The sequence below is a fragment of the Stenotrophomonas sepilia genome, assembly GCF_003244875.1.
GTDB lineage: Bacteria > Pseudomonadota > Gammaproteobacteria > Xanthomonadales > Xanthomonadaceae > Stenotrophomonas > Stenotrophomonas sepilia.
In genome coordinates this window covers 48,442-73,019 of sequence record NZ_LXXZ01000028.1, presented here as the reverse complement: position 1 = coordinate 73,019, position 24,578 = coordinate 48,442, and the positions used below count along the sequence as shown (strand labels likewise).

Below are 24,578 nucleotides of genomic sequence, written 5' to 3'. Positions count from 1 at the left end.
TATTCGGGATCTTCTGCGGTTCAGCCGGCTTCGGCCGGGGTCACGGTTTTCAGTGCCAGCGCGTGGATCGCGCCGCCCATCAGGTCGCCCAGCGTGGCATAGACCATGCGGTGGCGGGCCAGCGGCATCTTGCCGGCGAAGGCCTCGCAGACCACGGTCGCTTCGAAATGCACGCCATCATCGCCCTGCACATCGGCGCGGGCGCCAGGCAGGCCGGTTTCGATCAGATTGCGGATGGTGTCGGCGTCCAACGGGCTTTCCTAATAAAATGTGCCTCCATTCTACTTCCGCTGCGTGGCGTCCGCATGGCCGAATCCCTGTTGCCCCCCCGTTCCGTCGACCCTGCCGGCCTGGTCGCCAGTGGCCGCCGCGTGTTCGAGATCGAGCGGCAGGCGCTGGATGCCGTCGCCGACCGCCTTGGCGAGGCCTTCCAGCAGGCCTGCGAGGCGATCCTGGCCAGCCGCGGCCGGGTGGTCGCCACCGGCATGGGCAAGTCCGGCCACATTGCCCGCAAGATCGCCGCCACCCTGGCCTCCACCGGCACACCGGCGTTCTACGTGCATCCCGGCGAAGCCGGCCACGGCGACCTGGGCATGATCACCGAAGCCGACGTGGTGCTGGCCCTGTCCTATTCGGGCGAGTCCGATGAGGTGCTGATGCTGCTGCCGGTGCTCAAGCGCCAGGGCAACGTGCTGATTTCCATGACCGGCCGCCCGCAGTCGAGCCTGGCCACCGCCGCCGACATCCACCTGGATGTAAGCGTGCCGGCCGAGGCCTGCCCGCTGGCGCTGGCGCCGACCTCCAGCACCACCGCCTCGCTGGCGATGGGCGATGCGCTGGCCGTAGCCCTGCTTGACGCACGCGGCTTCACCGCCGACGACTTCGCCCGCTCGCACCCGGCCGGCAGCCTCGGCCGTCGCCTGCTGCTGCACATCACCGATGTCATGCATACCGGCGAGGACCTGCCCAGCGTGAGCGCCGATGCCAGCCTCAGCGAGGCGCTGGTGGAAATGAGCCGCAAGCGGCTCGGCATGACCGCCGTGGTCGACGCCGATGGCGTGCTGATCGGCCTGTTCACCGACGGCGACCTGCGCCGGGCGCTGGACAGCGCGCTGGACGTGCGCACCGCGAAGATCGCCGATGTGATGACCCGCAACCCGCGCACCATCGGTGCCGACCAGCTGGCCGTAGAGGCCGCGCGGCAGATGGAGACCCAGAAAATCAACGGCCTGATCGTGGTCGATGGCCAGGGCCGTGCGGTCGGCGCCCTGAACATTCATGACCTGTTGCGGGCCCGGGTGGTTTAACCGACAGTCCGTAGACCCCATTCAGTCTGTAATGCCCCACACGCCCCCACCGAGCCTGATCGCCTGATGCCCTGGTCCCCGCTGCCCGCGTTCCCCGCCCACCTGCATGCCGCTGCGGCCCGCGTCCGCCTGGCCTGCTTCGACGTGGACGGTACCCTCACCGACGGTCGGCTGTACTACGACAAGGACGGCAACGAGAGCAAGGCGTACTTCGTGCAGGACGGTCTGGGCCTGAAACTGCTGCAGCAGCACGGCATCCATCCCGTGCTGATCACCGCGCGCAACAGCCAGTCCGCGCTCAAGCGCGGCGCCGACCTCGGCATCGACACCCAGATCGCCGTGGGCGACAAGCTGGCCAGCGTGCAGGCGCTGTGTGCGCAGCATGGCATCGGCCTGGAGCAGGTGGCCTTCATGGGCGACGACCTGCCGGACCTGGCGCCGCTGGGCGCGGTCGGCCTGGCGGTGGCGCCAGCCAACGCCCACCCGTGGATCGCCGAGCGCGTGCACTGGCAGACCCGCGCCGATGGCGGACGTGGCGCCGCCCGTGAACTGTGCGACATCCTGCTGGCCGCCCAGGGCCATGTGGACGCGGTCCTGGCGAGGTTCGGCGCATGAACCTGCCCACCCTGAACTGGCGCACCGTGCTCGGCATCGGCCTGCTGCTGGCGGCCCTGCTCAGCAGCTGGGCCGCCCTGCGCAACCGTGACAAGGGCCCGGCCACTGCCGGCCAGGACGCCGGCGTGGACTACATCCTGCACGACTTCCAGATCGTCGCACTGGATGAGCAGGGCAAGGAATCGACCACCCTGCGCGCACCGCGGCTGGAACGGCAGCGCGGCGACCAGACCATCAACATCGCCACCCCACTGTTCGAGATGCCGGACAAGGATGGCAAGCACTGGACCCTGCGCGCCGAGACCGGCTGGCTCAGCGCCAAGGGCGACGAGATGAAGCTGCGCGGCAATGTCGCTGGCGACAGTCCGGCCGATCCGGGCGTGGTGCCGACCACGTTCCGCACCGACCACCTGGACGTGTTCCCGAAGGAGAACCGTGCCCGCACCGATGCGCGGGTCACCATGACCCGTCCCGGCATGGAACAGTCCGGCGTGGGCTTCGAGGTGGATTCGAAGAACAACACGTATCATTTCCTCAGCCAGTCCAAGGGCCGATACACGCCCCGACGCTGATTCCGCCACCCTCCTGCGACGTCCCCGGACCGGCGCAAGGAAGGCGGCCCACCCACCCGCCGCCGGTTTCCCGGACGGCCCCACCGGTAGAACGGACCCCGATGAAGATTCCCTTTGCAGCCGTACTCGCGCTCGGTCTCCTTGTTCCCAGCGTTGGCTTTGCCAAGTCCACCGACCGCAACGAGAACATGACCATCGACTCGGGCGCTCAGTCGGGCGTGCTCACCGGCGATGGCAAGACCGTGCTCTCGCAGGGCGTAACCGTTACCCAGGGCACGCTGGACATCCGCGCGTCCGAAGCGGAGATCTACCTCAAGGACGGCGAGGCCGTGCGTGCGGTATTCACCGGCAAGCAGGCCACGATGAAGCAGCAGCTCGACGACGGCACCTGGATGGACGCGGTGGCTGATCGCATCGACTACGACATCAAGACCGAGATCATCACCCTGACCGGCAGCTACAAGGTCACCAGCGCGCGCGGCACCAATGCCGGCCAGCGCATGGTCTACAACACCCGCACCGGGGAGATGAACTCCGGTGGCGATGGCAGCCGCGTGCGCACTGTCATTCCGCCGAAGAACAAGAACGCGGCGGCACAGCCGGCCGCCGCACCCAAGGCGGCGGCTCCGGCCAGCACGCCGGCCAAGCCGGCGGGGAGCAAGAAGTAATGCTCGTCGCCAAGGGCCTGCGCAAGCGCTACAAGCAGCGCGAAGTCGTCAAGGACTTCGGGCTGACCCTCGACGCCGGTGAAGTGGTCGGCCTGCTCGGCCCCAACGGTGCCGGCAAGACCACCTGCTTCTACATGATCGTCGGCCTGGTCGCCGCCGATGCAGGCAGCATCGTGCTCGACGGCAAGGACATCACCAGCGACCCGATGTACACCCGTGCCAAGCAGGGCGTGGGCTACCTGCCGCAGGAGCCGTCGGTGTTCCGCAAGCTGACCGTGGCCGACAACCTCCGCCTGGTGCTTGAACTGCGCGAAGACCTGGATTCGGCCGGCCGCGAGCGCGAATTGAACAGCCTGCTCGACGAGCTGCAGCTGGGCCATGTCGCCGACCAGCTCGGTGCCAGCCTGTCCGGTGGCGAACGTCGTCGCTGCGAGATCGCCCGCGCACTGGCCGCGCAGCCGCGCCTGATCCTGCTCGACGAACCGTTTGCCGGTGTCGACCCGATCTCGGTGGGCGAAATCCAGCGCATCGTCACCCATCTCAAGCAGCGTGGCATCGGCGTGCTGATCACCGACCACAACGTGCGCGAGACCTTGGGAATCTGCGACCGCGCGTATATCCTCGCCGAGGGTACCGTGCTGGCCCAGGGCTCGCCGGAGGCGATCCTGGACAACGCTGACGTACGTCGCGTCTACCTTGGGGATTCCTTCAAGCTGTGACCGCAGGTGCTGGGTCCCTTTCCTTCCATTCGGCACAGGCATGAAGACTCGGCTGCAGACATCGTTGGGACAGCAGCTGGTGCTCACCCCCCAGCTGCAGCAGGCGATCAAGCTGCTGCAGATGTCCACGACCGAGCTGGAGCTTGAAATTGCCCAGGCCGTGGAAAGCAATCCGCTGCTGGACTGGGCCGACAGCAACGACAGCAGTGCCGCCAATGAAGGCGGCGACAACACGGACGCCGACACGCCGGCCGAACGCACCGACAATGGCGACGACTGGGCACCGGCCGAGCTCGACTGGAGCGCTGCCGGCAGTGGCGGCAGCTTCGACGATGATGATGACGCCGGCAGCGCCGCCGAGCGCGTGGCCGAAACCGAGACGCTGGCCGACCACCTGCTGTGGCAGCTGCACCTGTCGCATCTTTCCATGCACGACCGCAGCATCGGCGCTGCGCTGATCGATGCGTTGGACGACGACGGTTACCTGCGCGAACCGCTGGCCACCATCGCCGAAACCCTGCTGCCGTCGGTTCATGCCGATGAGGATGAAATCCTTGCGGTGCTGCATCGCATCCAGCGCTTCGACCCGGTCGGCGTTGCCGCGCGCACGCTCGGCGAATGCCTGCAGCTGCAGCTGGATCTGTTGCCTGGCGACACCGCGGGCCTGGCGCTGGCGCGGCAGATTGCCGCAGGCCCGCTGGAACGACTGCCACGCAGTGGCGTCGCCGGTCTGGCCCATGAACTGAAACAGCCGCTGGACGAGGTCGAGACAGCGGTCGCCCTGCTGCGCTCGCTGGACCCGCGTCCGGGGACCCAGATCGCGCCGCTTTCGCAGGATACCTACGTGGTGCCCGACGTGGTGGTGTGGCGGCAGAACGGCATCTGGCGCGCGGCGCTGGCCGCCCATGCCGGGCCGAAGGTGGTGATCCACCGTGGCTACGAACAGCTGATCCGCCGCTGTGGCGAGGCCGACGCCGGCTACCTGCGTGGCCAGCTGCAGGAGGCGCGCTGGCTGCTGAAGGGCCTGCAGCAGCGCGGTGAAACCCTGCTGCGGGTGGTACGCAGCCTGATTCTGCGGCAGGCCGGTTTCCTCGAGTTCGGCGAACAGGCGCTGCGTCCGCTGACCCTGCGCGAGATCGCCGCCGAACTGGGCCTGCACGAGTCGACGGTGTCGCGCGCGATCGCCCGCAAGCATGTGCGCACACCGCGCGGCACGTTGCCGCTGCGTGCCTTCTTCGCCTCGGGCATCGATACCGAAGGCGGTGGCGAGGCGTCCAGCACCGCCATCCAGGCGATGATCCGGCGCCTGATCGACGACGAAAACCCGCGCAAGCCGCTTTCTGACGCCAAGCTGGCTGACCTGCTCAAATCGTCGGGAATTCCAGTAGCGCGACGCACCGTGGCGAAGTATCGTGAAGCCATGAACATCTCCGCCTCGCACGAAAGGGTCAGAATCGCTTGACGCACCGCCGCGCCCGGCGGAGAGGTTCATTGGCACATCCGAACACAGGAGAAACCCGATGCGCATCGAAACGTTTGGCAAAGACGTCGAAGTCACCCCGGCCCTGCAGTCCTATGTGGAGGAGAAGCTGGCCCGGATCGGAAAACACTTCGACCAGCACTGCGAAGCGCGGGTGACCCTCAAGCTGCAGAAGACCGAACACCACGTCGACGCCAGCCTCAACATCCCGGGGCAGACCCTGCACGCCGAGGCCGGCGGCCAGACCATGTATGCCGCGATCGACCTGCTTGCGGACAAGCTTGACCGCCTGGTCATCAAGCACAAGGAGAAAAAACAGCAGCACGCACCGCTGCCGGTGGGTGACAATGGTGGCTGATCGCCACCGTTCCCCGCAGACATGCCCCTGACTGACCTCCTGGCGGCCGTGCAGACCCAGCTCTGCGCGGCCACCGACCGCGACAGCGTCCTGCAGGCCGCCGCCGGGTTGCTGGCCTGCCGCCAGGCCAATGCCGAACAGATCTATCTGAACCTGTGCCAGCGCGAAGCCCTGGGCAGCACCGCGATCGGCCACGGTATCGCCATCCCCCACGGCCGCGCGCCGACCCTGGACCGCCCCCGTGGCGCCCTGCTGCGTCTGGCGAGCCCGGTCGACTTCGGCGGCGATGAGCCGGTGGACCTGGTGTTCGCGATGGCCGTCCCCGCCCACTACACCCACCAGCACCTGATGCTGCTGTCCGAGCTGGCCGAGCTGTTTTCCGCGCCGGATATCCGCCAGGCCCTGCGTGAGGCCGGCGATGCCCGGGCCCTGCGCGAGGCGCTGGACATGACCCCACCTGCGAGCGCCGCATGAATACCAGCATCACCGCCCGTGAACTGTTCGAACAGCAGCGCGAGCGGCTGGGGCTGCGCTGGGCCGCAGGAAAATCCGGTGAGAAGCGCGAGCTGGAGGCCGGCAATACCGTCTCGCGGCGTCCCTCGCTGGCCGGCTACCTCAACGCCATCTATCCCAACAAGGTGCAGATCCTGGGCACCGAGGAACTGTCCTGGCTGGATGCGCTGGAACCGCGCCAGCGCTGGGAGACCATCGAAAAGATCATGCAGTCGCACCCGCTTGCGCTGGTGCTGACCCGCAACCAGGCCTGCCCGGAAGACCTGCGCGCCGCCGCCGATGAATCCGGCACGCCGCTGTGGCTGTCGCCCAAGCGCGGCCACGAACTGCTCAACCACCTGTCCTACCACCTGGCGCGCACGCTCGCACCGAGGGTGATCCTGCACGGCGTGTTCATGGAGATCTATTCCATTGGCGTGCTGATCACCGGCGAGGCCGGGTCGGGCAAGAGCGAACTGGCACTGGAGCTGCTCAGCCGTGGTCACCGCCTGGTCGCCGACGACGCCCCCGAGTTCACCCAGATCGCCCCGGATGTACTCGACGGCACCTGCCCCGAACTGCTGCAGGACCTGCTGGAAGTGCGCGGCCTGGGCGTGCTGAACGTGCGCGAGATGTTCGGCGACACGGCTGTAAAGAAGAACAAGTACCTTCGGCTGATCGTCCACCTGACCAAGCCGATGACCGAACCCACCCCGCATGGCTACGAGCGTCTGACCGGCGACTCGGGCACCCGCCATGTGCTGGACCTGGACGTTCCGCTGATCACCCTGCCGGTGATGCCTGGCCGCAACCTGGCCGTGCTCACCGAAGCCGCCACCCGCCTGCACATCCTGCGCACCAAGGGCATTGATCCGGCGGCCATGTTCATCGCCCGCCACAGCAACCTGCTGGAACGGCGAACACCCTGATCCTCCTGCCCCTCGAAGAGCCTGTCCATGAGCACCGCAATCCCCACCGCCCCGACCCTGATCATCGTCAGCGGCCTGTCCGGCTCGGGTAAATCCGTCGCCCTGAAGACCTTCGAGGACCAGGACTACTACTGCTCGGACAACCTGCCGATCCACCTGCTGCCGGACTTCGTGCGCAGCCTGCTGGCCAACCACGACGGCAGCGCACCGCGCCGCCTGGCCGTAGGCATCGATGTCCGCGGCCAGGCCGACCTGAGCCAGCTGGGCGACTGGCGGCAGCTGGCCACCGACGCCGGCGTGGAAGTGAAGGTACTGTTCTTCGAGGCCAGCGACGAAACGGTGCTCAAGCGCTACGCCGACACCCGCCGTCGCCATCCGCTGAGCCAGCTGGGCCTGTCGCTGCCCGAAGCGATCGCCCGCGAGCGCGAGCTGACCGCACCGTTGCGCCGCGAGGCCGATGCGGTGATCGATACCAGTACCCTCAACGTGCACCAGCTGCGGCGGCGGATCATCACCGAGTTCGCGATGGACCATGCCACCGGCCTGTCGCTGCTGTTCGAATCATTCGCCTACAAGCGCGGCGTACCGGCCGAGGCGGACTTCGTGTTCGATGCGCGGGTGCTGCCCAATCCACACTGGGACCCGGACCTGCGCGCGCTGAGCGGCCGCGAGCCGGGCGTGCGCGACTATCTGGAAGCGCAGCCCGACGTGCAGCGTTACCTGGCCCAGCTGATGGATTTCCTGGATACCTGGCTGCCGAAACTGGGGGATGGCACCCGCAGCTACGTGACCGTGGCGTTCGGCTGCACCGGCGGCAAGCACCGCTCGGTGTTTCTGGCCGAGCGCATGGCCCGGCACGCCCGCGAGATGGGCTGGCAGGACGTGGCCACCTACCACCGCGAACAGGATTGAGGGTGGTCGGCCGGGCTGCGCCCGGCACCCGTTGGTAGTGCCGGCCGCTGGCCGGCAACAGCAACAGCAAAAGCAAAAGCGGCATTCCGTGGGATGGCGGGGCGGTGTGGGTAGGTGTCGACCTTGGTCGACACGGTAGATCCACGCCATGCGTGGATGAATCGCTGCCAGGCATCGAAAAACGCATGGGGTCGGATCCCTTTTTCAATGAAAAAGGGCCCCGACCCGAGCAACACTGAATACGGGACACAGTACCCCTCATCTGCTGCTATCGCCGATTCACCTTGACCTGTTAACGTGCAGTAATGACCTGTGGCATTCTCCTCGTAACACATCCCGGGGTCGGGACCGCCCTGCTTGACGTGGCGACCCGGCTCCTGCGGCAGTTGCCGCTGAAAACCGAAGCTTTCGAAGTACCGTTCGACGCAGACCTGGACGCCCTGCTCCCGCTCGCCTCGGCCGCTTTGCGGCGGGTCGATGGAAGTGACGGCGTGCTGATCCTGACCGACCTGTACGGCGCCAGCCCCGCCAACCTTGCCGGGCAGCTGGCCCGGCTGGGGACCCCGGTTCGCCGGGTATCGGCGCTGAGCCTGCCGATGTTGCTGCGGGTGATGAATTATCCGGAACAGGGACTGGATCAACTGCCCGCCACAGCCGCGGCGGGTACCCGTAATGGAGCGATAGTCGACGATGCTTGAACGAGAACTCACCGTCAGCAACCGCCTGGGCCTGCATGCCCGGGCCACCGCCAAGCTGGTGCAGACCCTGGCACCGTTCCGCTGCAACGTGACCATGGCCGCCAAGGGCCGTGAGATCAACGCCAAGAGCATCATGGGCGTGATGCTGCTGGCCGCCGGCCAGGGCACCCCGGTCACCGTGCGCATCAACGGCGAGGACGAAGCCGCCGCGATGGAAGCGGTGGTCGGCCTGTTCGAACGCCGCTTCGACGAGGACAGCTGAGCGTGCCGCGCGCACGCGCCAGCCAGGTCCCTTCCGGCCAACGGCCGGTACAGCTGCTGGCCGGCCACGGCGCCGCGCGCGGAACGGCGATGGGCCGGGCACGCGTGCGGCTCCCGCATGCGCTGGAGGTGGCCGAGCAGCGCGTGGCCGCCCACCAGGTCGAGGCCGAACTGGCGCGCCTGCACCGGGCGCTGGATGCCGCGCGTACGGAAATGCACGAGCTGCGCCAGCGCCTGCATGGCGCCCTGAACCAGGAAGTGGGCGAGTTCCTCGACCTGCACGCGCTGCTGCTGGACGACCCCGAGCTGCTGCACGGCCTGGACGAGCTGATCCGCAGCGGCCCGTACAGCGCCGGCTATGCCTTGCGCCTGCAGCGCGACCGCCTGGCCAAGGTCTTCGATGGCATGGACGATGCCTATCTGAAGAGCCGCATGGACGATCTCGACCATGTGATCGGGCGCATCCACGCCTTCCTGCAACCCGAACGGCCGTCGGCGGTGAAAGGCCTGGCCGGCGAGATCCTGGTCTGCGACAACATCGCGCCCTCCGAGCTGGCGCAGCTGCAGGCACAGGGCGTGGTCGGCATCGTCACGGCCGCCGGCAGCGCGCTGTCGCACAGCGCGATCCTGGCGCGCAGCCTGCACCTGCCCCTGATCGTCAACGTGCCGCAGCTGCTCAGCCGCATCGCCGATGGCGATGTGCTGATCATCGATGGCGCCGACGGCAGCATCACCGTCAACCCGCAGGCCGACAACCTGCGGGACTACCGCGTCCGGCTGAAGGAGCACGCGCGCGAGCAGCGCGAGCTCGGCCGCCTGCGCAGCAAGCCCAGTCGTACCCGCGACCAGGTCGACATTGCCCTGCTGGCCAATGCCGAATCACTGGAAGACGTGACCCAGGCACATGCACTGGGCGCGCAGGGGCTCGGCCTGTACCGCACCGAATTCCTGTTCCTGCAGCGCAATGAGCTGCCGGACGAAGAAGAGCAGTTCCAGACCTACCGCGATGCCGCGCTGGGCATGAGCGGGCGGCCGGTCACCATACGCACGCTGGACCTGGGCGCGGACAAGGCCGACCGTACCGGCCTGACCCTGAGCAACGAAGAGAACCCTGCACTCGGCCTGCGCGGAGTGCGCCTGTCGCTGGCACGGCCGAAGGTGGCCGACACCCAGCTGCGCGCGATCCTGCGCGCGTCTGCGTACGGCAAGCTGCGCGTGCTGGTGCCAATGGTCAGCACCCGCGAGGAGCTGCTGGCCGTGCGCCGGCGCATGCTCAAACTGACCGAACAGCTGCGCGGCGAAGGCCACATGGTGTCCGACCATGTACCGCTGGGCGCGATGATCGAAGTCCCCGCCGCTGCGCTGGCGCTGGAGAGCTTCATCGACCTGGTCGATTTCCTGTCGATCGGCACCAACGATCTGGTGCAGTACCTGCTGGCTGCCGACCGCAACAACGAGGCGCTGGGCGAGTTGTATTCACCGTTGCACCCGGCCGTGCTGCGGCTGCTGCAGATGGTGATGGAGACCGGCGCGCGTCACCGCGTCCCGGTGGCGGTCTGCGGCGAGATGGCCGGTGATGCCCGGATGACCCCGCTGCTGCTGGCGCTGGGCCTGAGCGAGTTCAGCCTGCACCCCGGTACGTTGCTGGAGGTACGCCGCGCGATACGCGACGCTGACCTGGGCGCACTGCGCGCCCGTGCACCGAAACTGCTGGCCGCGCGCGACCGCCGCGCCATCGAACGCTGGCTGGCGCTGGTGGCGGAAACGGCCTGAGCGCCAAGGGTGGTGCCATCCGGCGGCTATGCGCTGAAACATCGCCTTGCGATAATGACGCGCTGAACACCCCTGTTGCCGCATCCTTGCCGGGATCGCGGCTTTTCTTATCCCGCGGGAGCTGCGATGGCTGAAGCTGTACGCCACGACAAGACTGCGCGCCAACTGCGGATGCTGTCCGATGCACTGGACAGCGGCCGGCTGGGCCCGGTACGTCGCCTGGTCAACACCCTGGCCCCGGCCGAGATCGGCAACCTGCTTGAATCGCTGCCGCCGGGCAAGCGCGAGGTGGTGTGGGGCCTGGTCGATCCTGAAGACGACGGCGAGGTGCTGGTCCACGTCGGCGAGGACGTGCGCGAAAGCCTGCTCGCGGACATGGACCCGGACGAGATCATCGCCGCGGTCGAAGACCTGGACATCGACGATCTGGCCGACCTGGTCGAAGACCTGCCGGATACGGTCATCGATGAAGTTCTCAAGTCGATGGACCGCGAGAACCGCGAGCGGCTGGAACAGGTGCTGTCCTATCCCGAGGACAGCGCCGGCCGCCTGATGAACCCGGACGTGGTGACCGTGCGCGCCGACGTCAACGTCGACGTGGTGCTGCGCTACCTGCGCCTGCGCGGCGAATTGCCGGACCACACCGACCACCTGTTCGTGGTCAGCCGGCGGCACCAGTATCTCGGCCGGGTGTCGCTGGCGGCACTGGTGACCCATGAGGACACCACCCCGATCAACCGCCTGATCGACGACGAGCAGCCGGCCATCGACGTCGGCGAGAGCGACCAGGAAGTGGCACGGCAGTTCTCCGACCATGACTGGATCTCCGCGCCGGTAGTGGACGAGAACAACATCCTCGTTGGCCGCATCACCATCGATGACGTGGTCGACATCATCCGCGGCCAGGCCGAGCACCAGGCGCTGGGCGCCGCCGGCCTGGACGAGGACGAGGACCTGTTCAGCCCGGTCTGGCGCGCCATGCGCCGCCGCCTGATGTGGCTGTCGATCAACCTGTGCACGGCCTTCCTGGCCTCCAGCGTGGTCGGCCACTTCGAGGGCACGATCGACAAGCTGGTGGCGCTGGCGGTGCTGATGCCGATCGTGGCCGGCCTGGGCGGCAATGCCGGCACCCAGGTGCTGGCGCTGATGGTGCGTGGCCTGGCGTTGGGCCAGGTGGGCGCCTCCAACGCGCGCACGCTGCTGTGGAAGGAAGTGCGGGTGGCCGCGCTCAACGGCCTGCTGCTCGGCTCGATCCTGGGGCTGATCGTGCTGGTCTGGTTCCACTCGCCCGGGCTGTCGGCGGTGATCGCCATCGCGCTGACCTGCAACCTGCTGTTCGCGGCACTGGCCGGCGTGCTGGTGCCGCTGACCCTGAAACGCTTCGGCTTCGACCCCGCGCTGGCCAGTGGCATCTTCCTGACTGCCGTGACCGACTCGATGGGCTTCTTCACCTTCCTCGGCCTGGCCACGCTGGTGCTGCTGCATTGATCCCTGCCGGGCCGGATCCCCGCAACGCGGAGCTCCGACCCACACCAAGACCCAGGGTCGGATCCCCGCAGCGCGGGGCTCTGACCCGATTCCAACTGGACCCTCATGGCAACAACGATCGAAAACTATTTCCAGCCCGGCTGGCGCGACCAGCAGCACACCTGCCCAGCCTGCGAATGGAAGGGCAGCTCGCGTGCCATGGAGATGGAGCTGGACGAGGACGCCACCGAGTACGACTGCCCGGTCTGCGAAAACCCGTTGCTGGTGGTGCTGCACCCGGACATGGCGCAGGTGCAGGCCGCCGCCGCCAGCGGCAATGCCGAAGCCCAGGAACAGCTGGATATCATCGCCAGCTTCCCGCGCCCGCAGTGATGCGGCCCATGATGCCGCGTTGACCTGCGGCGGACTAGGATGCGGCTGAACCCACCGCTCCGGGAACGTCGATGGTCCGTACGATGATGCGCTGGCTGCCGATGCTGGCGATCCTGATGATGGCCGGCTGCGCCTCGCACCCGGACAGCACACGTGGCCGCTTCGAATCGCGTGCGGTGAAAGTGGATGGCCGTACCGCCTATTACCAGGTGTTCATTCCGGCAGCCGCGGCGCGCACGCCTGGCGCACTGCCGGTGGTGCTGTTCCTGCATGGATCCGGCGAGCGTGGCGGCGACGGCGTCAAGCAGACCCATGCCGGGCTGGGGCCGCACCTGCGCAGGCACGCGGCCGACTTCCCCGCGTTGGCCGTATTCCCGCAGGTGCCGGGCCGCCAGGAATGGAGCGGGCGCAACAACCGCGTTGCGCTGGCCGCCCTGGACGCCACCATCGCCGAGTTCGGTGCCGATCCCTCGCGGCAGTACCTGACCGGGATGTCGATGGGCGGCTATGGCAGCTGGAACATCGCGCTGGATCAACCCGGGCGCTTCGCCGCGATCGTGCCAGTATGCGGCGCAGTGCTGGCGCCGCGCGCGGTGCGTCCGACCCTGTTCGTCGAAGAGGTGGCCCAGGAATCCGATCCTTATGCCGTGATCGCCAAGCGGCTTCGGCACACACCGATCTGGATCTTCCATGGTGCGCTGGATAACGTGGTGCCGCCGGATGACGACCGCCGGCTGCACGCCGCATTCCAGAACGCCAACGCGCGTGACGTGCGCTACACCGAGTACCCCGAAGGCAACCACAATGCCTGGGACGCCACCTACGCGGACCCGGCAATGTGGGCATGGCTGTTCGCGCAGAAGCGCTGAACCGCAGCTTCTGCTGGGAAACATCTGTTGGTGGATACCTACCGTTGGTCGGCTTGGGTATTGGTGGGTGCCGACCGTTGGTCGGCTTGGGTATTGGTGGGTGCCGACCGTTGGTCGGCACTATCTCTCCGCTTCGGGGTAATCCATTGCTTGGTAACTCCCATCAATCTCCCATCGGCACCAGGCATACGGATACTCTCCCACGCAGCTCGCCAAGTTCGCCCTGACCGGGTTGGCGACGATGTACATCGCATGGCGAAACAGTGATTCTTCAGAACGAATGGCGTGATCGTGATAGCTCGATTGCCAAAATGGTCCTGTCTTGCCCAGCATGCGGTTGATCCGCAATGCACTGCTCGATTTGAAGCGTTGCATGATGTAGTCCAGCGAGAACGCACGGATCTCAACAAGCCAATGGATGTGGTCCGGCATGACCACATAGGCAAGTGAGTGCGTCAGGCCATCATCATCAACGCGACGGAACACATCCATCACCTCCTGTGCCGCAGTGGCATCATCGAAGTAGCGTCGACGTTCCTGGGTGACGGTGGTCAGGATGTAGGATTGCCCGATCCGGGAATGGCGGCCAAGGCGTAGGCGTGCGCGGTTCATGGGCCCAAGCGTGCGCCTGCCGGTATCTCTCTTCTATCGGGCAACACGTCAATACAGGTAGGCCCGAAACCATTCAATGGCCAGGCCCGCACTTCACCGCACTGATGGTTCAGTGCCGACCAACGGTCGGTACCCACCAAAGTGGTCAGCCCAGCAAGGTTTCCAGTACGGCCATGCGCACGGCGACCCCGTTGGCGACCTGGCGCAGCACCCACGATTGCGGGCCATCGGCCACGTCGTCGGTCACTTCCACGCCGCGGTTGATCGGGCCCGGGTGCAGTACCGCAGTGTCCTTGCCGGCACGCGCCAGGCGCGCGCGGGTCAGGCCATACTGCGCGTGGTACTGCTCCAGCGACGGCACCAGGCCTTCTTCCATGCGCTCGCGCTGCAGGCGCAGCATCATCAGCGCGTCGACGCCTTCCAGCATCGCGTCGAAATCATCGCCGACCACGCAACCCTTCAGGGTCTCGTCGTCCGGCAGCAGCGACTGCGGGCCGCACACGCGGATCTCGCCCACGCCCAGCGTGCGCAGCGCGTGCAGGTCGGTGCGCGCCACGCGCGAGTGCTTCACGTCGCCGACGATCACCACCTTCAGCTTCGAGAAATCCGGGCCCTTGGCCTGGCGCAGGGTCAGCATGTCCAGCAGGCCCTGGGTCGGGTGCGCGCTGCGGCCGTCGCCGGCGTTGATCAGTGCGGTGCCCTCGCCCGCCGCCTCGGCCAGCGCGGCCACGGCGCCGTCATCGGGGTGTCGCACCACGAAGCCGCGCACGCCCATCGCTTCCAGGTTGCGCAGCGTGTCGCAGGCGGTTTCGCCCTTGCGCGTGGACGAGGTCGAGGCATCGAAGTTCAGCACATCGGCCCCGAGGCGCTGCGCGGCCAGCTGGAACGAGCTGCGGGTGCGCGTGGACGGCTCGAAGAACAGCGTGCACACCGCCGAACCGGCCAGCACGTGGCGCTTGTTGCCGACACGGCCGACTGCGGCGTCGCGGATCTGCCCTGCCCGATCGAGCAGCTGCAGCAGGGTTTCGCGCGGCAGGCCCTCCAGGGTCAGCAGGTGGCGCAGGCGTCCGGAGGCATCGATTTGCTGGGCAGTCATGGCGGGAGTCGTGCAGTCAGGGAATGGGGGTGGCGTCGTCGGGGGACGACAGCCAGCGGTCGATGATCACCGCCGCGGCCACGGCGTCGAGGGCGGCCGCATCACGGCGACGCTTGCGCCCTTCGGCGCGCTCGACGGCGAAACGGCGGGCCGCCTCGACCGAGCTGGAACGCTCGTCGATCATCACCACCGGCAGCTTGAAGCGTTCCCGCAGCTGGCGGGCAAAGCCCTGCGCACGCTTGCGGTTGGGCTGGTCCTGGCCGTCCAGGGTCAGCGGGTCGCCGACCACCAGGCCGTCGGGCCTCCATTCCTTGAGCAGGCGTTCGATCGCGGTCCAGTCCGGGCCGTTGCCGTGCACATCGACCACGGCCACCGCGCGCGCATGGGCGGCGAAAGCACTGCCGATGGCCACGCCGATGCGTCGCGAGCCAACATCGAAACCCAGAACTGTGCCGTCACGGCGGATCGCCGGCGCAGCAGGAACCGGGGCGGGCGTGATGGGCTCAGACATGGCCGCTGTAGTCGGTCAGCCGGAACAGGTCCACGCCGATGCGCGAAGCCGCTCCCTGCCAGCGCTGCTCCAGCGGCAGCTGGAACACCAGCTCGGCATCGGCCGGCACGGTCAGCCAGCTGTTCTCGGACAGCTCGCTTTCCAGCTGCCCTGCGCCCCAGCCGGCACAGCCGAGGGTGACCACCGCATTGGCCGGGCCTTCGCCACGCGCCATCGCTTCGAGGATGTCGCGCGAGGTGGTCAGGTACAGGCCGTGGCCCACGGTCAGGCTGGAATCCCACGCGCGCGCGTCGTCATGGATGACGAAGCCGCGTTCGGGATGCACCGGACCGCCATTGAGCACCATGCGCGCCTGCAGCTCGCCATCACCGGTGGTGATGTCCATCTGCGCGAGCACTTCACCCAGCGTGTATTCGGAAGGCTGGTTGACCAGCACGCCCATCGCCCCGTTCTCGTCGTGCTGGCAGATCAGCGCGACGCTGCGGGCAAAGGTCGCGTCGAGCAGCGACGGCAGCGCGACGAGCAGGTGATCGGCAAGGGAGGTCGGCATTACAGGCATGGGCCCATTCTACCTGCTGGGGGCGGGATGGTCGCGCGATGGCGCCGAACCGCGATGGGCTAGGATGGTGCTTTGCCACGGAAGGTCATTGATGCCATCTTCATCGCCCCTGACCCTGCCGGCACGCAGCGCCATCGTCCTGATCGCCCTGCTGCAGGGCCTGATGCTGTACGCCGCGCAGGAGCTGTCCGATGCCTGGCCGTTCCGCGATATCGGCTGGCGCTACTGCTGGTACGCCTGGGTGCTGGCCATTCCCAGCGCGGTGGCGCTGAGCCTGGTCGAGCTGGGCCAGCGCCGCCTGTGGCTGCAGGCCGCGCTCGGCTCGGCGGTGGTGCTGGCGCTGGCCGCCTGGATCGGCTGGAACCTCAATGGCGAGACCGCACTGGAATCGGGCGCGCTGCAGTTTCCGTTGACCCTGGGCATGGGCGTGGCGGTGTTCGTGGCCCTGCCCTGGTGGCAGTTCCAGCTGCAGCATGGGCACTGGCGCGCCAGCTACCCCGAGTTGTTCGAGCGCGCCTGGCAGAACGGTTTGACCCTCGCTTTGGCGGCGCTGTTCACCGGGCTGACCTGGCTGCTGCTGTGGCTGTGGGCAGCGCTGTTCCAACTGCTGGACGTGAATGTCTTCCGCGACCTGTTCCGGCAGGACGCTTTCATCGCACTGGCCACCGGCAGCCTGGCCGGGTTCGGCGTGCTGATCGGGCGCACCCAGCACCGTGCGATCCAGATCACCCGCCAGGTGCTGTTCGCGATCTGCCGTGGGCTGCTGCCGCTGCTGTCGTTCATCGCCGTATTGTTCGTGCTGAGCCTGCCGCTTACCGGGCTGGAACCGCTGTGGAAGACCCGTTCGGCCGCCAGCCTGCTGGTGGTGGTGTCGCTGCTGCTGGTGACGTTCACCAATGCGGTCTACCAGCAGGGGGAAGACAGTGTCTCCTACCCTCTGGTGCTGCGCAGGCTGGTCGAAGCCAGCCTGCTGACGCTGCCGGTCTACGCCGCGCTGGCACTGTATGCATTGGGCCTGCGCGTGGCGCAGTACGGCTGGACCCTGGATCGCTTCTGGGCGGTACTCGTCGCATTGGCCACGGCCGGCTATGCCGTGGGCTACGCGCTGGCGGTGCTGCGCCGGCAGCGCCGCTGGCTGCAGATGCTGGAGCCGGTCAACCGCTGGATGTGCTGGGCGGTGCTGGCACTGGCCCTGCTGGGCAACTCGCCCCTGCTGGACCCGGTGCGGCTGACCCTGTCCAGCCAACTGGAGCGGCTGCGCGCGGACCCGCCGGCGATCACCAGCAGCGACGTCAACGTGCTGCGCTTCGATCTGGGGCGCCGTGGCGTGCAGGCGCTGCGCGAACTGCAGCGCGATCCGGCCATCACCGCTGATGCCAACGCGCCACAGGTGATCGCTGCAGCACTGGCACGCACCTCACGCTGGGACGACGGCCATCGCCTCGACAAGGGGCCGCAGGACGTCGCCGCGCTTCAGCGCGCGCTGAAGCTGGCCAAGGGATCCAGTTCGCCACCGGACGACTGGTGGAAAGCTCTGGCCACCCGATCGATCAATGGCGAATCCTGCGCCCAGAGCGAGCGCGACTGCCTGATCGTGCATCGCGACCTGGACGGCGATGGTACCGGCGAGGTGCTGCTGTGCGAGCTGAACACCCACCGTGGACCGGACTGCGTACTCTACGCACGTGGCAAGGATTCGCAGTGGCGCCGGGCCGGTGCGCTGTTCGGCACCGTCAGCGGCCAGGCCGAGACGATCAACCAGGCCCTGCGTGACGGCAGGCTCACGCTCATTCCACCGCGCTGGCCGATGCTGTCCATCGGCGGGCACCCTGCGGTGGCCATCGATCCCGAATCCGAATCCGATTCCAACGAGCCTTCCCCATGAGCGGCTACTGCCTCATCGCCCCGGGCCATCCGGTGCACGACTATTACCACGCCAACGAGTACGGCTTCCCGCAGCGTGACGAGCGCGAGCTGTTCGAGCGGCTGGTGCTGGAAATCAACCAGGCCGGCCTGAGCTGGGAAACGATCCTGAAGAAGCGCGAGGGCTTCCGCGCGGCCTACGACGGCTTCGATGTCGACCGCGTGGCCGCGTATGCCGAGCAGGACATCGAGCGCCTGCTGTCGGACGCGGGCATCATCCGCAACCGGCTGAAGGTGCTGGCGGCGATCCACAACGCGCAGGTGATCCAGCAGCTGCGGGCCAGCCATGGCAGCTTCGCGGCGTGGCTGGATGCACACCACCCGCGCAGCAAGGCCGACTGGGTGAAGCTGTTCAAGAAGACGTTCCGCTTCACCGGCGGCGAGATCACCGGCGAATTCCTGATGAGCCTGGGCTACCTGCCCGGTGCGCACGCCGAGGATTGCCCGGTGCATGCGCGGCTGCTGATGCTGTCGCCGCCGTGGTTGAAGGCCGCCGCCCGCTGATGGATATCCGCCGGGCATGGCCCGGCGCTGCCATGCATGGGTTCAGGTAGTGCCGGCCGCTGGCCGGCAACACCGTTGAACGTCACACGCCCATGTAGCGGCCGGGGCGGTGGTTGAACATCAGCACCAGGCTGAGCACCACCGCGCCGATGGCCGAGTACAGCACCTTCGATGGCGACAACACGAAGAACGCGGCCACCATCAGGCAGGCGTCGTAGGACATCTGCACCTTGCCCGCGCTCCAGCCACGGGTGCGCTGCAGGTACACCGCCAGGATGCCGATGCCACCAAGGCTTGCACGGTGGCGGATGAAGAACAGGATGCCCAGGCCGGACAACGCACCACCTACGATCGCCGAGTACAGCGGGTTGATGTGCGAGAAGTCGATCCAGCGCGGCAGCAGGTCGGTCAGCACGCCACAGGCGGTGACCGCAGCGAAGGTCTTCAGGGTGAATTCCCAGCCCATGCGCCGCAGCGCCACCCAGTAGAACGGCAGGTTGACCAGCACGAACACCAGGCCGAAGTTCCAGCCCATCGCGTAGTGCAGCAGGAAGGCCATGCCCGCCATGCCGCCGATCATCAGCCCGCCCTTGGCGAAGATGGCCAGGCCCAGCGAGGCCACCATCGTGGCCAGCACCATGCCCTGCACGTCCTCGGCGATCGAGTGACGCAGCGCTTTGTCGTCGGCGGTGGTGCCGGCGCTGTCGGGCGGCGGGGTCAGCGGACCGGCGGTGACCAGGTGGCCGTCAGCGTCGTCGCACGGCGCGGGGCCATGGGAGGGAAGGGACATGCGGGTGGGGGAACAGCAGGTGGGGAGCGGTATTAGACACGATCTGCATGACAGTTGCAGATGAAATCGTTCAGCTGAATGCGCCCCAGCCCGCTCCGCCGGCCGCCGGTCACCCCTTGCCGGCCAGATGGTGCGCCACCAGCGCGTTGGCGTGGCCATGGCCCAAGCCGTGCTCGCTCTTCAGGAAGCTGACCAGTTCCATGTGTTTCAGGCCCTTCTTCCCCGCCAGAAGCCCGAACCAGTGCGCCACCGGCTGCCCGTAGGTCTTCTCGATGGAGGGGAAATACGAGGCCGGGCCTTTCGGCTTGGTGTCAGTGCTCATCTGCAGCTCCCGTTGAAGTCATTCATTCGACGAACCACAGTCCCTGAAATCGACATACCCACACGTTTGACCCGGTGCCGACCAACGGTCGGCACCCACCAAAGCAGAATGCCGTTCCAACAGCTCGCGGGAAACTGTCGAAGGCGGGCTGGCTCAGGTTGCGGGGGCGTGAGCGCCATGGGCCCGAGGCATGCCTCGGGCGGGTTGGGCAGGACGCCCAACCCCGGTCTTGCCGTGTGCGCAGGACAGCGCACACGAGCAAGCGCGACCGAGCCACACGGACGGCGTCCCCCTCAGCCGGACCCACCACGCCATCCCACGGAATGTACGCATTTGACGTTGACGTTGCCTTGGCTCGAAGCAGGTGCCGGGCGCAGCCCGGCCGTATCATTCCCGCATGCCCCGCGAAAATCTCAACGACCTGCAGGCCTTCGTCCACGTTGCCCGCGAGGGCAGCTTCACCAAGGCTGCCGCCCAGCTGGGCGTGTCCCAGTCCGCGCTCAGCCATGCCATGCGCGGACTGGAGCAGCGCCTGGGCGTGCGCCTGCTGACCCGCACCACCCGCAGCGTCTCGACCACCGAAGCCGGTGCCCGCCTGCTCGATACCCTGGCCCCGCGCCTGGCCGAGATCGAGGACGGGCTGGCCGCGCTGGCCGAGTACCGTGAACGCCCGGCCGGCACCATCCGTATCAATGCCACCGGCCACGCTGCCGAGTACATCGCCTGGCCCAGGCTGGCGCCGCTGCTGCAGCAGTATCCGGATTTGAAGGTGGAACTGGCGGCCGACTACGGGTTGGCCGACATCGTGGCCGAGCGCTACGACATCGGCATCCGCTTGGGCGAGCGGCTGGCGCGCGACATGATCGCCGTACCGATCAGCCCGCCGCTGCGCATGCGCGTGGTCGGGGCGCCCAGCTACTTCCGCCAGCACGCGGTGCCGCGGCATCCGGACGACCTGGCCGGGCACAACTGCGTGACCCTGCGGCTGCCCACGCATGGTGGGCTGATGCCGTGGGATTTCGGCCAGGACGGCAATGAACTGAGCGTGCGCGTGAGCGGCCAGTGGACGTTCAACACCATGGGCATGACCCGCACCGCTGCGCTGGCAGGCAGCGGATTGGCCTGGCTGCCGGAAGACCAGGTGCAGCCGATGCTGGACGATGGCCGGCTGCAATCAGTGCTGGACGACTGGTGCCCGCACTTCGATGGCTACTACGCGTACTACCCTTCGCGCCGCCACGTGACCGTGGCGATGCGGACGGTGCTTGATGCGCTGCGCGGGCCGATGGGACGTTGAGGAGTGCGGACCAACGGTCCGCACCCACCACCAACGGTCCGCACCCACCTGGTGATCAACCCTTCGCCTGCGCCGCACGCTGCGGGTTGTAGCGCTCGCCAACGATCGACACTTCGTCCAGCGCCTGCGCGATGCGTTGCAGTTCTTCCGGCGCCAGCTGCAGGTCGGCCGCGCCCAGGTTTTCTTCCAGGCGATGAACCTTGGTGGTGCCCGGAATCGGCACGATCCACGGTGCCTGCGCGAGCAGCCAGGCCAGTGCGACCTGCGCAGGCGTCGCACCGCGCGCTGCCGCAATCGTGCTGATGCGATCCACCAGCGCCTGATTGGCGCGGCGCGCCTCCACTTCGAAACGCGGCACGCTGTTACGGAAGTCGTTGGCGTCGAAGGTGGTATCGGCGTTGATCGCACCGGTCAGGAAGCCGCGACCCAGCGGGCTGAACGGCACGAAGCCGATGCCCAGCTCCTGCAGCGTCGGCAGCAGCTCACGCTCCGGTTCGCGCCACCACAGCGAGTACTCGCTCTGCACGGCGGTGACCGGCTGCACCGCATGCGCGCGACGCACGGTGGCAGCGCTCGCCTCGGACAGGCCGAAGTGGCCGACCTTGCCCTCGGCGATCAGGTCGCGCACGGTGCCGGCCACATCCTCGATCGGCACGTTCGGGTCGACGCGGTGCTGGTAGAACAGATCGATATGGTCGGTACGCAGGCGCTTGAGGCTGGCTTCGGCCACGGCACGGATGTTCTCCGGGCGGCTGTCCAGGCCGGCATCGGTGCGCGCGTCCTTGAAGCCGAACTTGGTGGCGATCACCAGCCTGTCGCGGTAGGGCGCCAAGGCCTGGCCGAGCAGGTCTTCGTTGGTGTACGGGCCGTACACCTCGGCGGTGTCGAAGAAGGTCACGCCGCGCTCGACGGCAGCGTGCAGCAGGGCGATGCCCTGGCTCGGTTCGACCGGCTGGCCGTAGGCATGGGTCAGGCCCATGCAACCCAGGCCCAGGGCGGAAACCTTCAGGCCGCTGCGGCCGAGTTCACGTGTCTGCATCGTCGTACTCCAGAGGGGGAGTGCTGACGATACGCCTGCGGCGGCGATGGATTGAGCCGGCTGGACGGCAGTCGGTCATGACTGGAATTCATCAATCCGGTCATGACCGTTGCCGGCCAGGTCAGCGGATTTCGGAGATCTCCACCCCATCCAGCCCCTGCGACAGGGTGCGCGCGTCGCCGCCCTGGCTGAGCTTGATGCGCAGGCGCACCTCGTTCTGCGAATCGGCGTAACGCAGCGCGTCCTCGTAGCTGATCTCGCCGGCCTGGTACAGCTCGAACAGGCTCTGGTCGAAGGTCTTCATGCCCAGCTGGACCGAGTCCTTCATCACTTCCTTCAGCTTGTGGATCTCGCCGTCGCGGATGTAGTCCTGTACCAGTGGCGTGCCCAGCAGGATCTCCATCGCCACCTTGCGCGAGCGGCCATCGGGCGACGGCACCAGCTGCTGCGCGACCACGCCCTTGAGGTTCAGCGACAGGTCCATCAACAGCTGGTTGCGGCGGTCTTCCGGGAAGAAGTTGACGATGCGGTCCATCGCCTGGTTGGCATTGTTGGCATGCAACGTGGCCAGCACCAGGTGGCCGGTTTCGGCGAACGCGATGGCGTGGTCCATGCCTTCGCGGGTACGCACCTCGCCGATCATGATCACGTCCGGCGCCTGGCGCAGGGTGTTCTTCAGCGCAGCTTCCCAGCTGTCGGTATCGATGCCGACTTCGCGCTGGGTGATGATGCAGCCCTCGTGCTTGTGCACGAATTCGATCGGGTCTTCGATGGTGATGATGTGGCCGGTCGAATTCTGGTTGCGGTAACCGATCATCGCCGCCAGCGAAGTCGATTTACCGGTACCGGTGGCACCGACGAACAGGATGATGCCGCGCTTGGTCATCGCCAGCGTCTTGATGATCGGCGGCAGGCTCAGCTCTTCCACGGTCGGAATGCGCGTCTCGATGCGACGCAGCACCATGCCGACCTGGTTGCGCTGGTAGAAGCAGCTCACGCGGAAACGGCCGACACCGGACAGGCCGATGGCGAAGTTGCATTCGTGGGTCTTCTCGAATTCCTCGCGCTGTGCCGGGGTCATCACGTTGAGGACCAGGTCGCGGCTCTGCTGCGGCGTTAGTGGCGTCTGCGTGATCGGCGAGATCTTGCCGTTGACCTTCATCGCCGGTGGCATACCCGCAGTGATGAACAGGTCAGAGGCGCGCTGGTGCGCCATCAGCTTGAGGAACGAAGTGAAATCGATGGTGGTCGCGGTGGTGTTCACGGCGGGCTCCCGGAAAGCGGTTTACCAGGTAACGGTCGGTGGAGGAAACAACACGGAGCGGCCGCGCCATTGCGCGCGCCGCCCGTCGCTGTCCCGCCTTACTCGAACAGGCGCTTGTCCTTGGCGTACTCGCGGGCCTGGTTGCGGGTGATCAGGCTGCGCTTGACCAGGTCCTGCAGGTGCTGGTCCAGGGTCATCATGCCGTACTGCTGGCCGGTCTGGATGGCCGAGTACATCTGCGCCACCTTGTCCTCGCGGATCAGGTTGCGGATGGCCGGGGTGCCGACCATGATTTCCCACGCCGCGGTACGGCCGCCGCCGACCTTCTTCAGCAGTGCCTGCGAGATCACCGCACGCAGCGACTCGGACAACATCGAACGCACCATCGGCTTTTCGCCGGCCGGGAACACGTCGATGATACGGTCGATGGTCTTGGCCGCCGAACTGGTGTGCAGGGTGCCGAACACCAGGTGGCCGGTTTCCGCGGCGGTCAGTGCCAGGCGGATGGTTTCCAGGTCGCGGAGTTCGCCGACCAGGATGATGTCCGGGTCCTCACGCAGTGCCGAGCGCAGTGCTTCGTTGAAGCCATGCGTGTCACGGTGCACTTCGCGCTGGTTGATCAGGCACTTCTGCGAGGTGTGCACGAATTCGATCGGATCCTCGACGGTGAGGATGTGGCCGTATTCGTTCTTGTTGATGTAGTCGATCATCGCCGCCAGCGTGGTCGACTTGCCCGAGCCGGTCGGGCCGGTCACCAGGATCAGGCCCTGCGGTTGCTGGATTACCTCGCGGAACAGCGGCGGGCAGGCCAGGTCCTCGAGGGTGAGCACCTCGGACGGAATGGTACGGAACACCGCACCGGCGCCGCGGTTCTGGTTGAACGCGTTCACACGGAAGCGCGCCAGCGACGGGATCTCGAAGGAGAAGTCCACTTCGAGGAATTCCTCGTAATCGCGGCGCTGCTTGTCGGACATGATGTCGTACACCAGCGCGTGGACCTGCTTGTGGTCCAGGGCCGGGATGTTGATCCGGCGAACGTCGCCGTCCACGCGGATCATCGGCGGCAGGCCTGCAGACAGGTGCAGGTCGGACGCTTTGTTCTTTACGGAAAACGCCAGCAGTTCGGCGATATCCATGAGCGGCTACTC

29 protein-coding genes are annotated in these 24,578 nt (G+C 67.1%); 19 read left to right on the top strand and 10 right to left on the bottom strand.

What is annotated here, in order from left to right; genetic code table 11:
* Positions 1 to 20 precede the first annotated feature (20 nt).
* Positions 21 to 251 carry a BolA family protein gene (locus A7X97_RS04565; protein ID WP_005408396.1) on the bottom strand — a complete coding sequence of 77 codons (231 nt, stop codon included), beginning with the start codon at positions 249 to 251 and terminating at the stop codon, positions 21 to 23.
* Positions 252 to 305: 54 nt separating this feature from the next.
* Between A7X97_RS04565 and A7X97_RS04560 the strand changes: the two genes are divergently transcribed.
* The 16 genes from A7X97_RS04560 to A7X97_RS04485 all read left to right on the top strand — a co-directional run bounded on the left by A7X97_RS04560 (position 306) and on the right by A7X97_RS04485 (position 13,513).
* Positions 306 to 1,307: a KpsF/GutQ family sugar-phosphate isomerase gene (locus tag A7X97_RS04560; protein ID WP_061479792.1), complete on the top strand. Its 1,002-nt coding sequence runs from the start codon at positions 306 to 308 to the stop codon at positions 1,305 to 1,307.
* Between the two features lie 66 nt (positions 1,308 to 1,373).
* On the top strand, positions 1,374 to 1,922 hold the full coding sequence (locus tag A7X97_RS04555; RefSeq protein ID WP_049415164.1) for a KdsC family phosphatase: 549 nt from the start codon (positions 1,374 to 1,376) through the stop codon (positions 1,920 to 1,922).
* Positions 1,919 to 2,494 carry an LPS export ABC transporter periplasmic protein LptC gene (gene lptC, locus A7X97_RS04550; RefSeq protein WP_005415560.1) on the top strand — a complete coding sequence of 192 codons (576 nt, stop codon included), beginning with the start codon at positions 1,919 to 1,921 and terminating at the stop codon, positions 2,492 to 2,494. The genes A7X97_RS04555 and lptC overlap by 4 nt, the downstream gene beginning before the upstream one ends.
* 101 nt (positions 2,495 to 2,595) lie before the next feature.
* The gene (lptA, locus tag A7X97_RS04545; protein ID WP_088497781.1) at positions 2,596 to 3,162 is read left to right on the top strand and encodes a lipopolysaccharide transport periplasmic protein LptA; all 567 of its coding nucleotides are present in this window, start codon (positions 2,596 to 2,598) and stop codon (positions 3,160 to 3,162) included.
* The gene (gene lptB, locus A7X97_RS04540) at positions 3,162 to 3,881 is read left to right on the top strand and encodes an LPS export ABC transporter ATP-binding protein (RefSeq protein WP_005415558.1); all 720 of its coding nucleotides are present in this window, start codon (positions 3,162 to 3,164) and stop codon (positions 3,879 to 3,881) included. The genes lptA and lptB overlap by 1 nt, the downstream gene beginning before the upstream one ends.
* A gap of 40 nt (positions 3,882 to 3,921) precedes the next feature.
* Positions 3,922 to 5,343, top strand: a complete 1,422-nt coding sequence (locus tag A7X97_RS04535) for an RNA polymerase factor sigma-54 (RefSeq protein ID WP_111007644.1) — start codon at positions 3,922 to 3,924, stop codon at positions 5,341 to 5,343.
* A 58-nt stretch (positions 5,344 to 5,401) separates the two neighbouring features.
* Positions 5,402 to 5,719: a ribosome hibernation-promoting factor, HPF/YfiA family gene (hpf, locus tag A7X97_RS04530; protein WP_005415556.1), complete on the top strand. Its 318-nt coding sequence runs from the start codon at positions 5,402 to 5,404 to the stop codon at positions 5,717 to 5,719.
* 21 nt (positions 5,720 to 5,740) lie between these two features.
* Positions 5,741 to 6,193 (top strand): PTS sugar transporter subunit IIA, encoded by a 453-nt coding sequence (locus tag A7X97_RS04525; RefSeq protein ID WP_072168192.1) that lies wholly within the window; start codon positions 5,741 to 5,743, stop codon positions 6,191 to 6,193.
* A complete protein-coding gene (hprK, locus tag A7X97_RS04520) occupies positions 6,190 to 7,140 on the top strand; it encodes an HPr(Ser) kinase/phosphatase (RefSeq protein ID WP_005408388.1) in 951 nt (316 codons plus the stop codon). The genes A7X97_RS04525 and hprK overlap by 4 nt, the downstream gene beginning before the upstream one ends.
* A gap of 27 nt (positions 7,141 to 7,167) precedes the next feature.
* The gene (gene rapZ, locus A7X97_RS04515) at positions 7,168 to 8,052 is read left to right on the top strand and encodes an RNase adapter RapZ (protein ID WP_005415554.1); all 885 of its coding nucleotides are present in this window, start codon (positions 7,168 to 7,170) and stop codon (positions 8,050 to 8,052) included.
* 305 nt (positions 8,053 to 8,357) lie between these two features.
* Positions 8,358 to 8,750, top strand: coding sequence for a PTS sugar transporter subunit IIA (locus tag A7X97_RS04510; protein WP_111007643.1), 393 nt, complete (start codon positions 8,358 to 8,360; stop codon positions 8,748 to 8,750).
* Entirely contained in the window at positions 8,743 to 9,012 is a 270-nt protein-coding gene (locus tag A7X97_RS04505; RefSeq protein WP_005408385.1) for an HPr family phosphocarrier protein, read from the top strand. The genes A7X97_RS04510 and A7X97_RS04505 overlap by 8 nt, the downstream gene beginning before the upstream one ends.
* Before the next feature lie 2 nt (positions 9,013 to 9,014).
* Complete coding sequence (ptsP, locus tag A7X97_RS04500) at positions 9,015 to 10,784, top strand: phosphoenolpyruvate--protein phosphotransferase (protein ID WP_111007642.1); 1,770 nt, start codon at positions 9,015 to 9,017, stop codon at positions 10,782 to 10,784.
* Between the two features lie 126 nt (positions 10,785 to 10,910).
* Positions 10,911 to 12,272 (top strand): magnesium transporter, encoded by a 1,362-nt coding sequence (gene mgtE / locus A7X97_RS04495; protein ID WP_049410631.1) that lies wholly within the window; start codon positions 10,911 to 10,913, stop codon positions 12,270 to 12,272.
* Between the two features lie 105 nt (positions 12,273 to 12,377).
* Positions 12,378 to 12,644: a hypothetical protein gene (locus tag A7X97_RS04490; protein WP_061479786.1), complete on the top strand. Its 267-nt coding sequence runs from the start codon at positions 12,378 to 12,380 to the stop codon at positions 12,642 to 12,644.
* Positions 12,645 to 12,715: 71 nt separating this feature from the next.
* Entirely contained in the window at positions 12,716 to 13,513 is a 798-nt protein-coding gene (locus tag A7X97_RS04485) for a carboxylesterase family protein (protein WP_111007641.1), read from the top strand.
* A 120-nt stretch (positions 13,514 to 13,633) separates the two neighbouring features.
* On the opposite strand, the gene A7X97_RS04480 is transcribed toward A7X97_RS04485, so the two are convergent.
* From A7X97_RS04480 to A7X97_RS04465, 4 genes are all read right to left on the bottom strand, one after another.
* Positions 13,634 to 14,125 (bottom strand): REP-associated tyrosine transposase, encoded by a 492-nt coding sequence (locus A7X97_RS04480; RefSeq protein ID WP_111007640.1) that lies wholly within the window; start codon positions 14,123 to 14,125, stop codon positions 13,634 to 13,636.
* A 145-nt stretch (positions 14,126 to 14,270) separates the two neighbouring features.
* Positions 14,271 to 15,221, bottom strand: coding sequence for an aspartate carbamoyltransferase catalytic subunit (locus A7X97_RS04475; protein ID WP_111007639.1), 951 nt, complete (start codon positions 15,219 to 15,221; stop codon positions 14,271 to 14,273).
* Between the two features lie 16 nt (positions 15,222 to 15,237).
* Positions 15,238 to 15,732: a Holliday junction resolvase RuvX gene (gene ruvX / locus A7X97_RS04470; protein ID WP_088497786.1), complete on the bottom strand. Its 495-nt coding sequence runs from the start codon at positions 15,730 to 15,732 to the stop codon at positions 15,238 to 15,240.
* Positions 15,725 to 16,291: a YqgE/AlgH family protein gene (locus A7X97_RS04465; protein ID WP_072168200.1), complete on the bottom strand. Its 567-nt coding sequence runs from the start codon at positions 16,289 to 16,291 to the stop codon at positions 15,725 to 15,727. The genes ruvX and A7X97_RS04465 overlap by 8 nt, the downstream gene beginning before the upstream one ends.
* 91 nt (positions 16,292 to 16,382) lie before the next feature.
* On the opposite strand from A7X97_RS04465, the gene A7X97_RS04460 reads away from it, so the two are divergent.
* Together A7X97_RS04460 and A7X97_RS04455 are read left to right on the top strand one after the other, a co-directional pair.
* Positions 16,383 to 18,176 carry a DUF4153 domain-containing protein gene (locus A7X97_RS04460; protein ID WP_088497787.1) on the top strand — a complete coding sequence of 598 codons (1,794 nt, stop codon included), beginning with the start codon at positions 16,383 to 16,385 and terminating at the stop codon, positions 18,174 to 18,176.
* Positions 18,173 to 18,718, top strand: coding sequence for a DNA-3-methyladenine glycosylase I (locus tag A7X97_RS04455; RefSeq protein WP_072168202.1), 546 nt, complete (start codon positions 18,173 to 18,175; stop codon positions 18,716 to 18,718). Before A7X97_RS04460 ends, A7X97_RS04455 begins: the two co-directional genes overlap by 4 nt.
* Before the next feature lie 82 nt (positions 18,719 to 18,800).
* On the opposite strand, the gene A7X97_RS04450 is transcribed toward A7X97_RS04455, so the two are convergent.
* The gene (locus A7X97_RS04450; protein WP_005415543.1) at positions 18,801 to 19,508 is read right to left on the bottom strand and encodes a YitT family protein; all 708 of its coding nucleotides are present in this window, start codon (positions 19,506 to 19,508) and stop codon (positions 18,801 to 18,803) included.
* A gap of 109 nt (positions 19,509 to 19,617) precedes the next feature.
* Complete coding sequence (locus A7X97_RS04445; RefSeq protein ID WP_014646220.1) at positions 19,618 to 19,830, bottom strand: DUF4287 domain-containing protein; 213 nt, start codon at positions 19,828 to 19,830, stop codon at positions 19,618 to 19,620.
* A 397-nt stretch (positions 19,831 to 20,227) separates the two neighbouring features.
* On the opposite strand from A7X97_RS04445, the gene A7X97_RS04440 reads away from it, so the two are divergent.
* Positions 20,228 to 21,127: a LysR family transcriptional regulator gene (locus tag A7X97_RS04440; protein ID WP_111007638.1), complete on the top strand. Its 900-nt coding sequence runs from the start codon at positions 20,228 to 20,230 to the stop codon at positions 21,125 to 21,127.
* A gap of 55 nt (positions 21,128 to 21,182) precedes the next feature.
* Here the strand turns inward: A7X97_RS04440 and A7X97_RS04435 are convergent, their stop codons facing one another.
* From A7X97_RS04435 to A7X97_RS04425, 3 genes are all read right to left on the bottom strand, one after another.
* Positions 21,183 to 22,166 carry an aldo/keto reductase gene (locus A7X97_RS04435; protein WP_049411038.1) on the bottom strand — a complete coding sequence of 328 codons (984 nt, stop codon included), beginning with the start codon at positions 22,164 to 22,166 and terminating at the stop codon, positions 21,183 to 21,185.
* A 121-nt stretch (positions 22,167 to 22,287) separates the two neighbouring features.
* The gene (locus A7X97_RS04430) at positions 22,288 to 23,430 is read right to left on the bottom strand and encodes a PilT/PilU family type 4a pilus ATPase (RefSeq protein ID WP_005415539.1); all 1,143 of its coding nucleotides are present in this window, start codon (positions 23,428 to 23,430) and stop codon (positions 22,288 to 22,290) included.
* A gap of 98 nt (positions 23,431 to 23,528) precedes the next feature.
* A complete protein-coding gene (locus tag A7X97_RS04425; RefSeq protein ID WP_004147099.1) occupies positions 23,529 to 24,566 on the bottom strand; it encodes a type IV pilus twitching motility protein PilT in 1,038 nt (345 codons plus the stop codon).
* Positions 24,567 to 24,578: the final 12 nt, after the last annotated feature.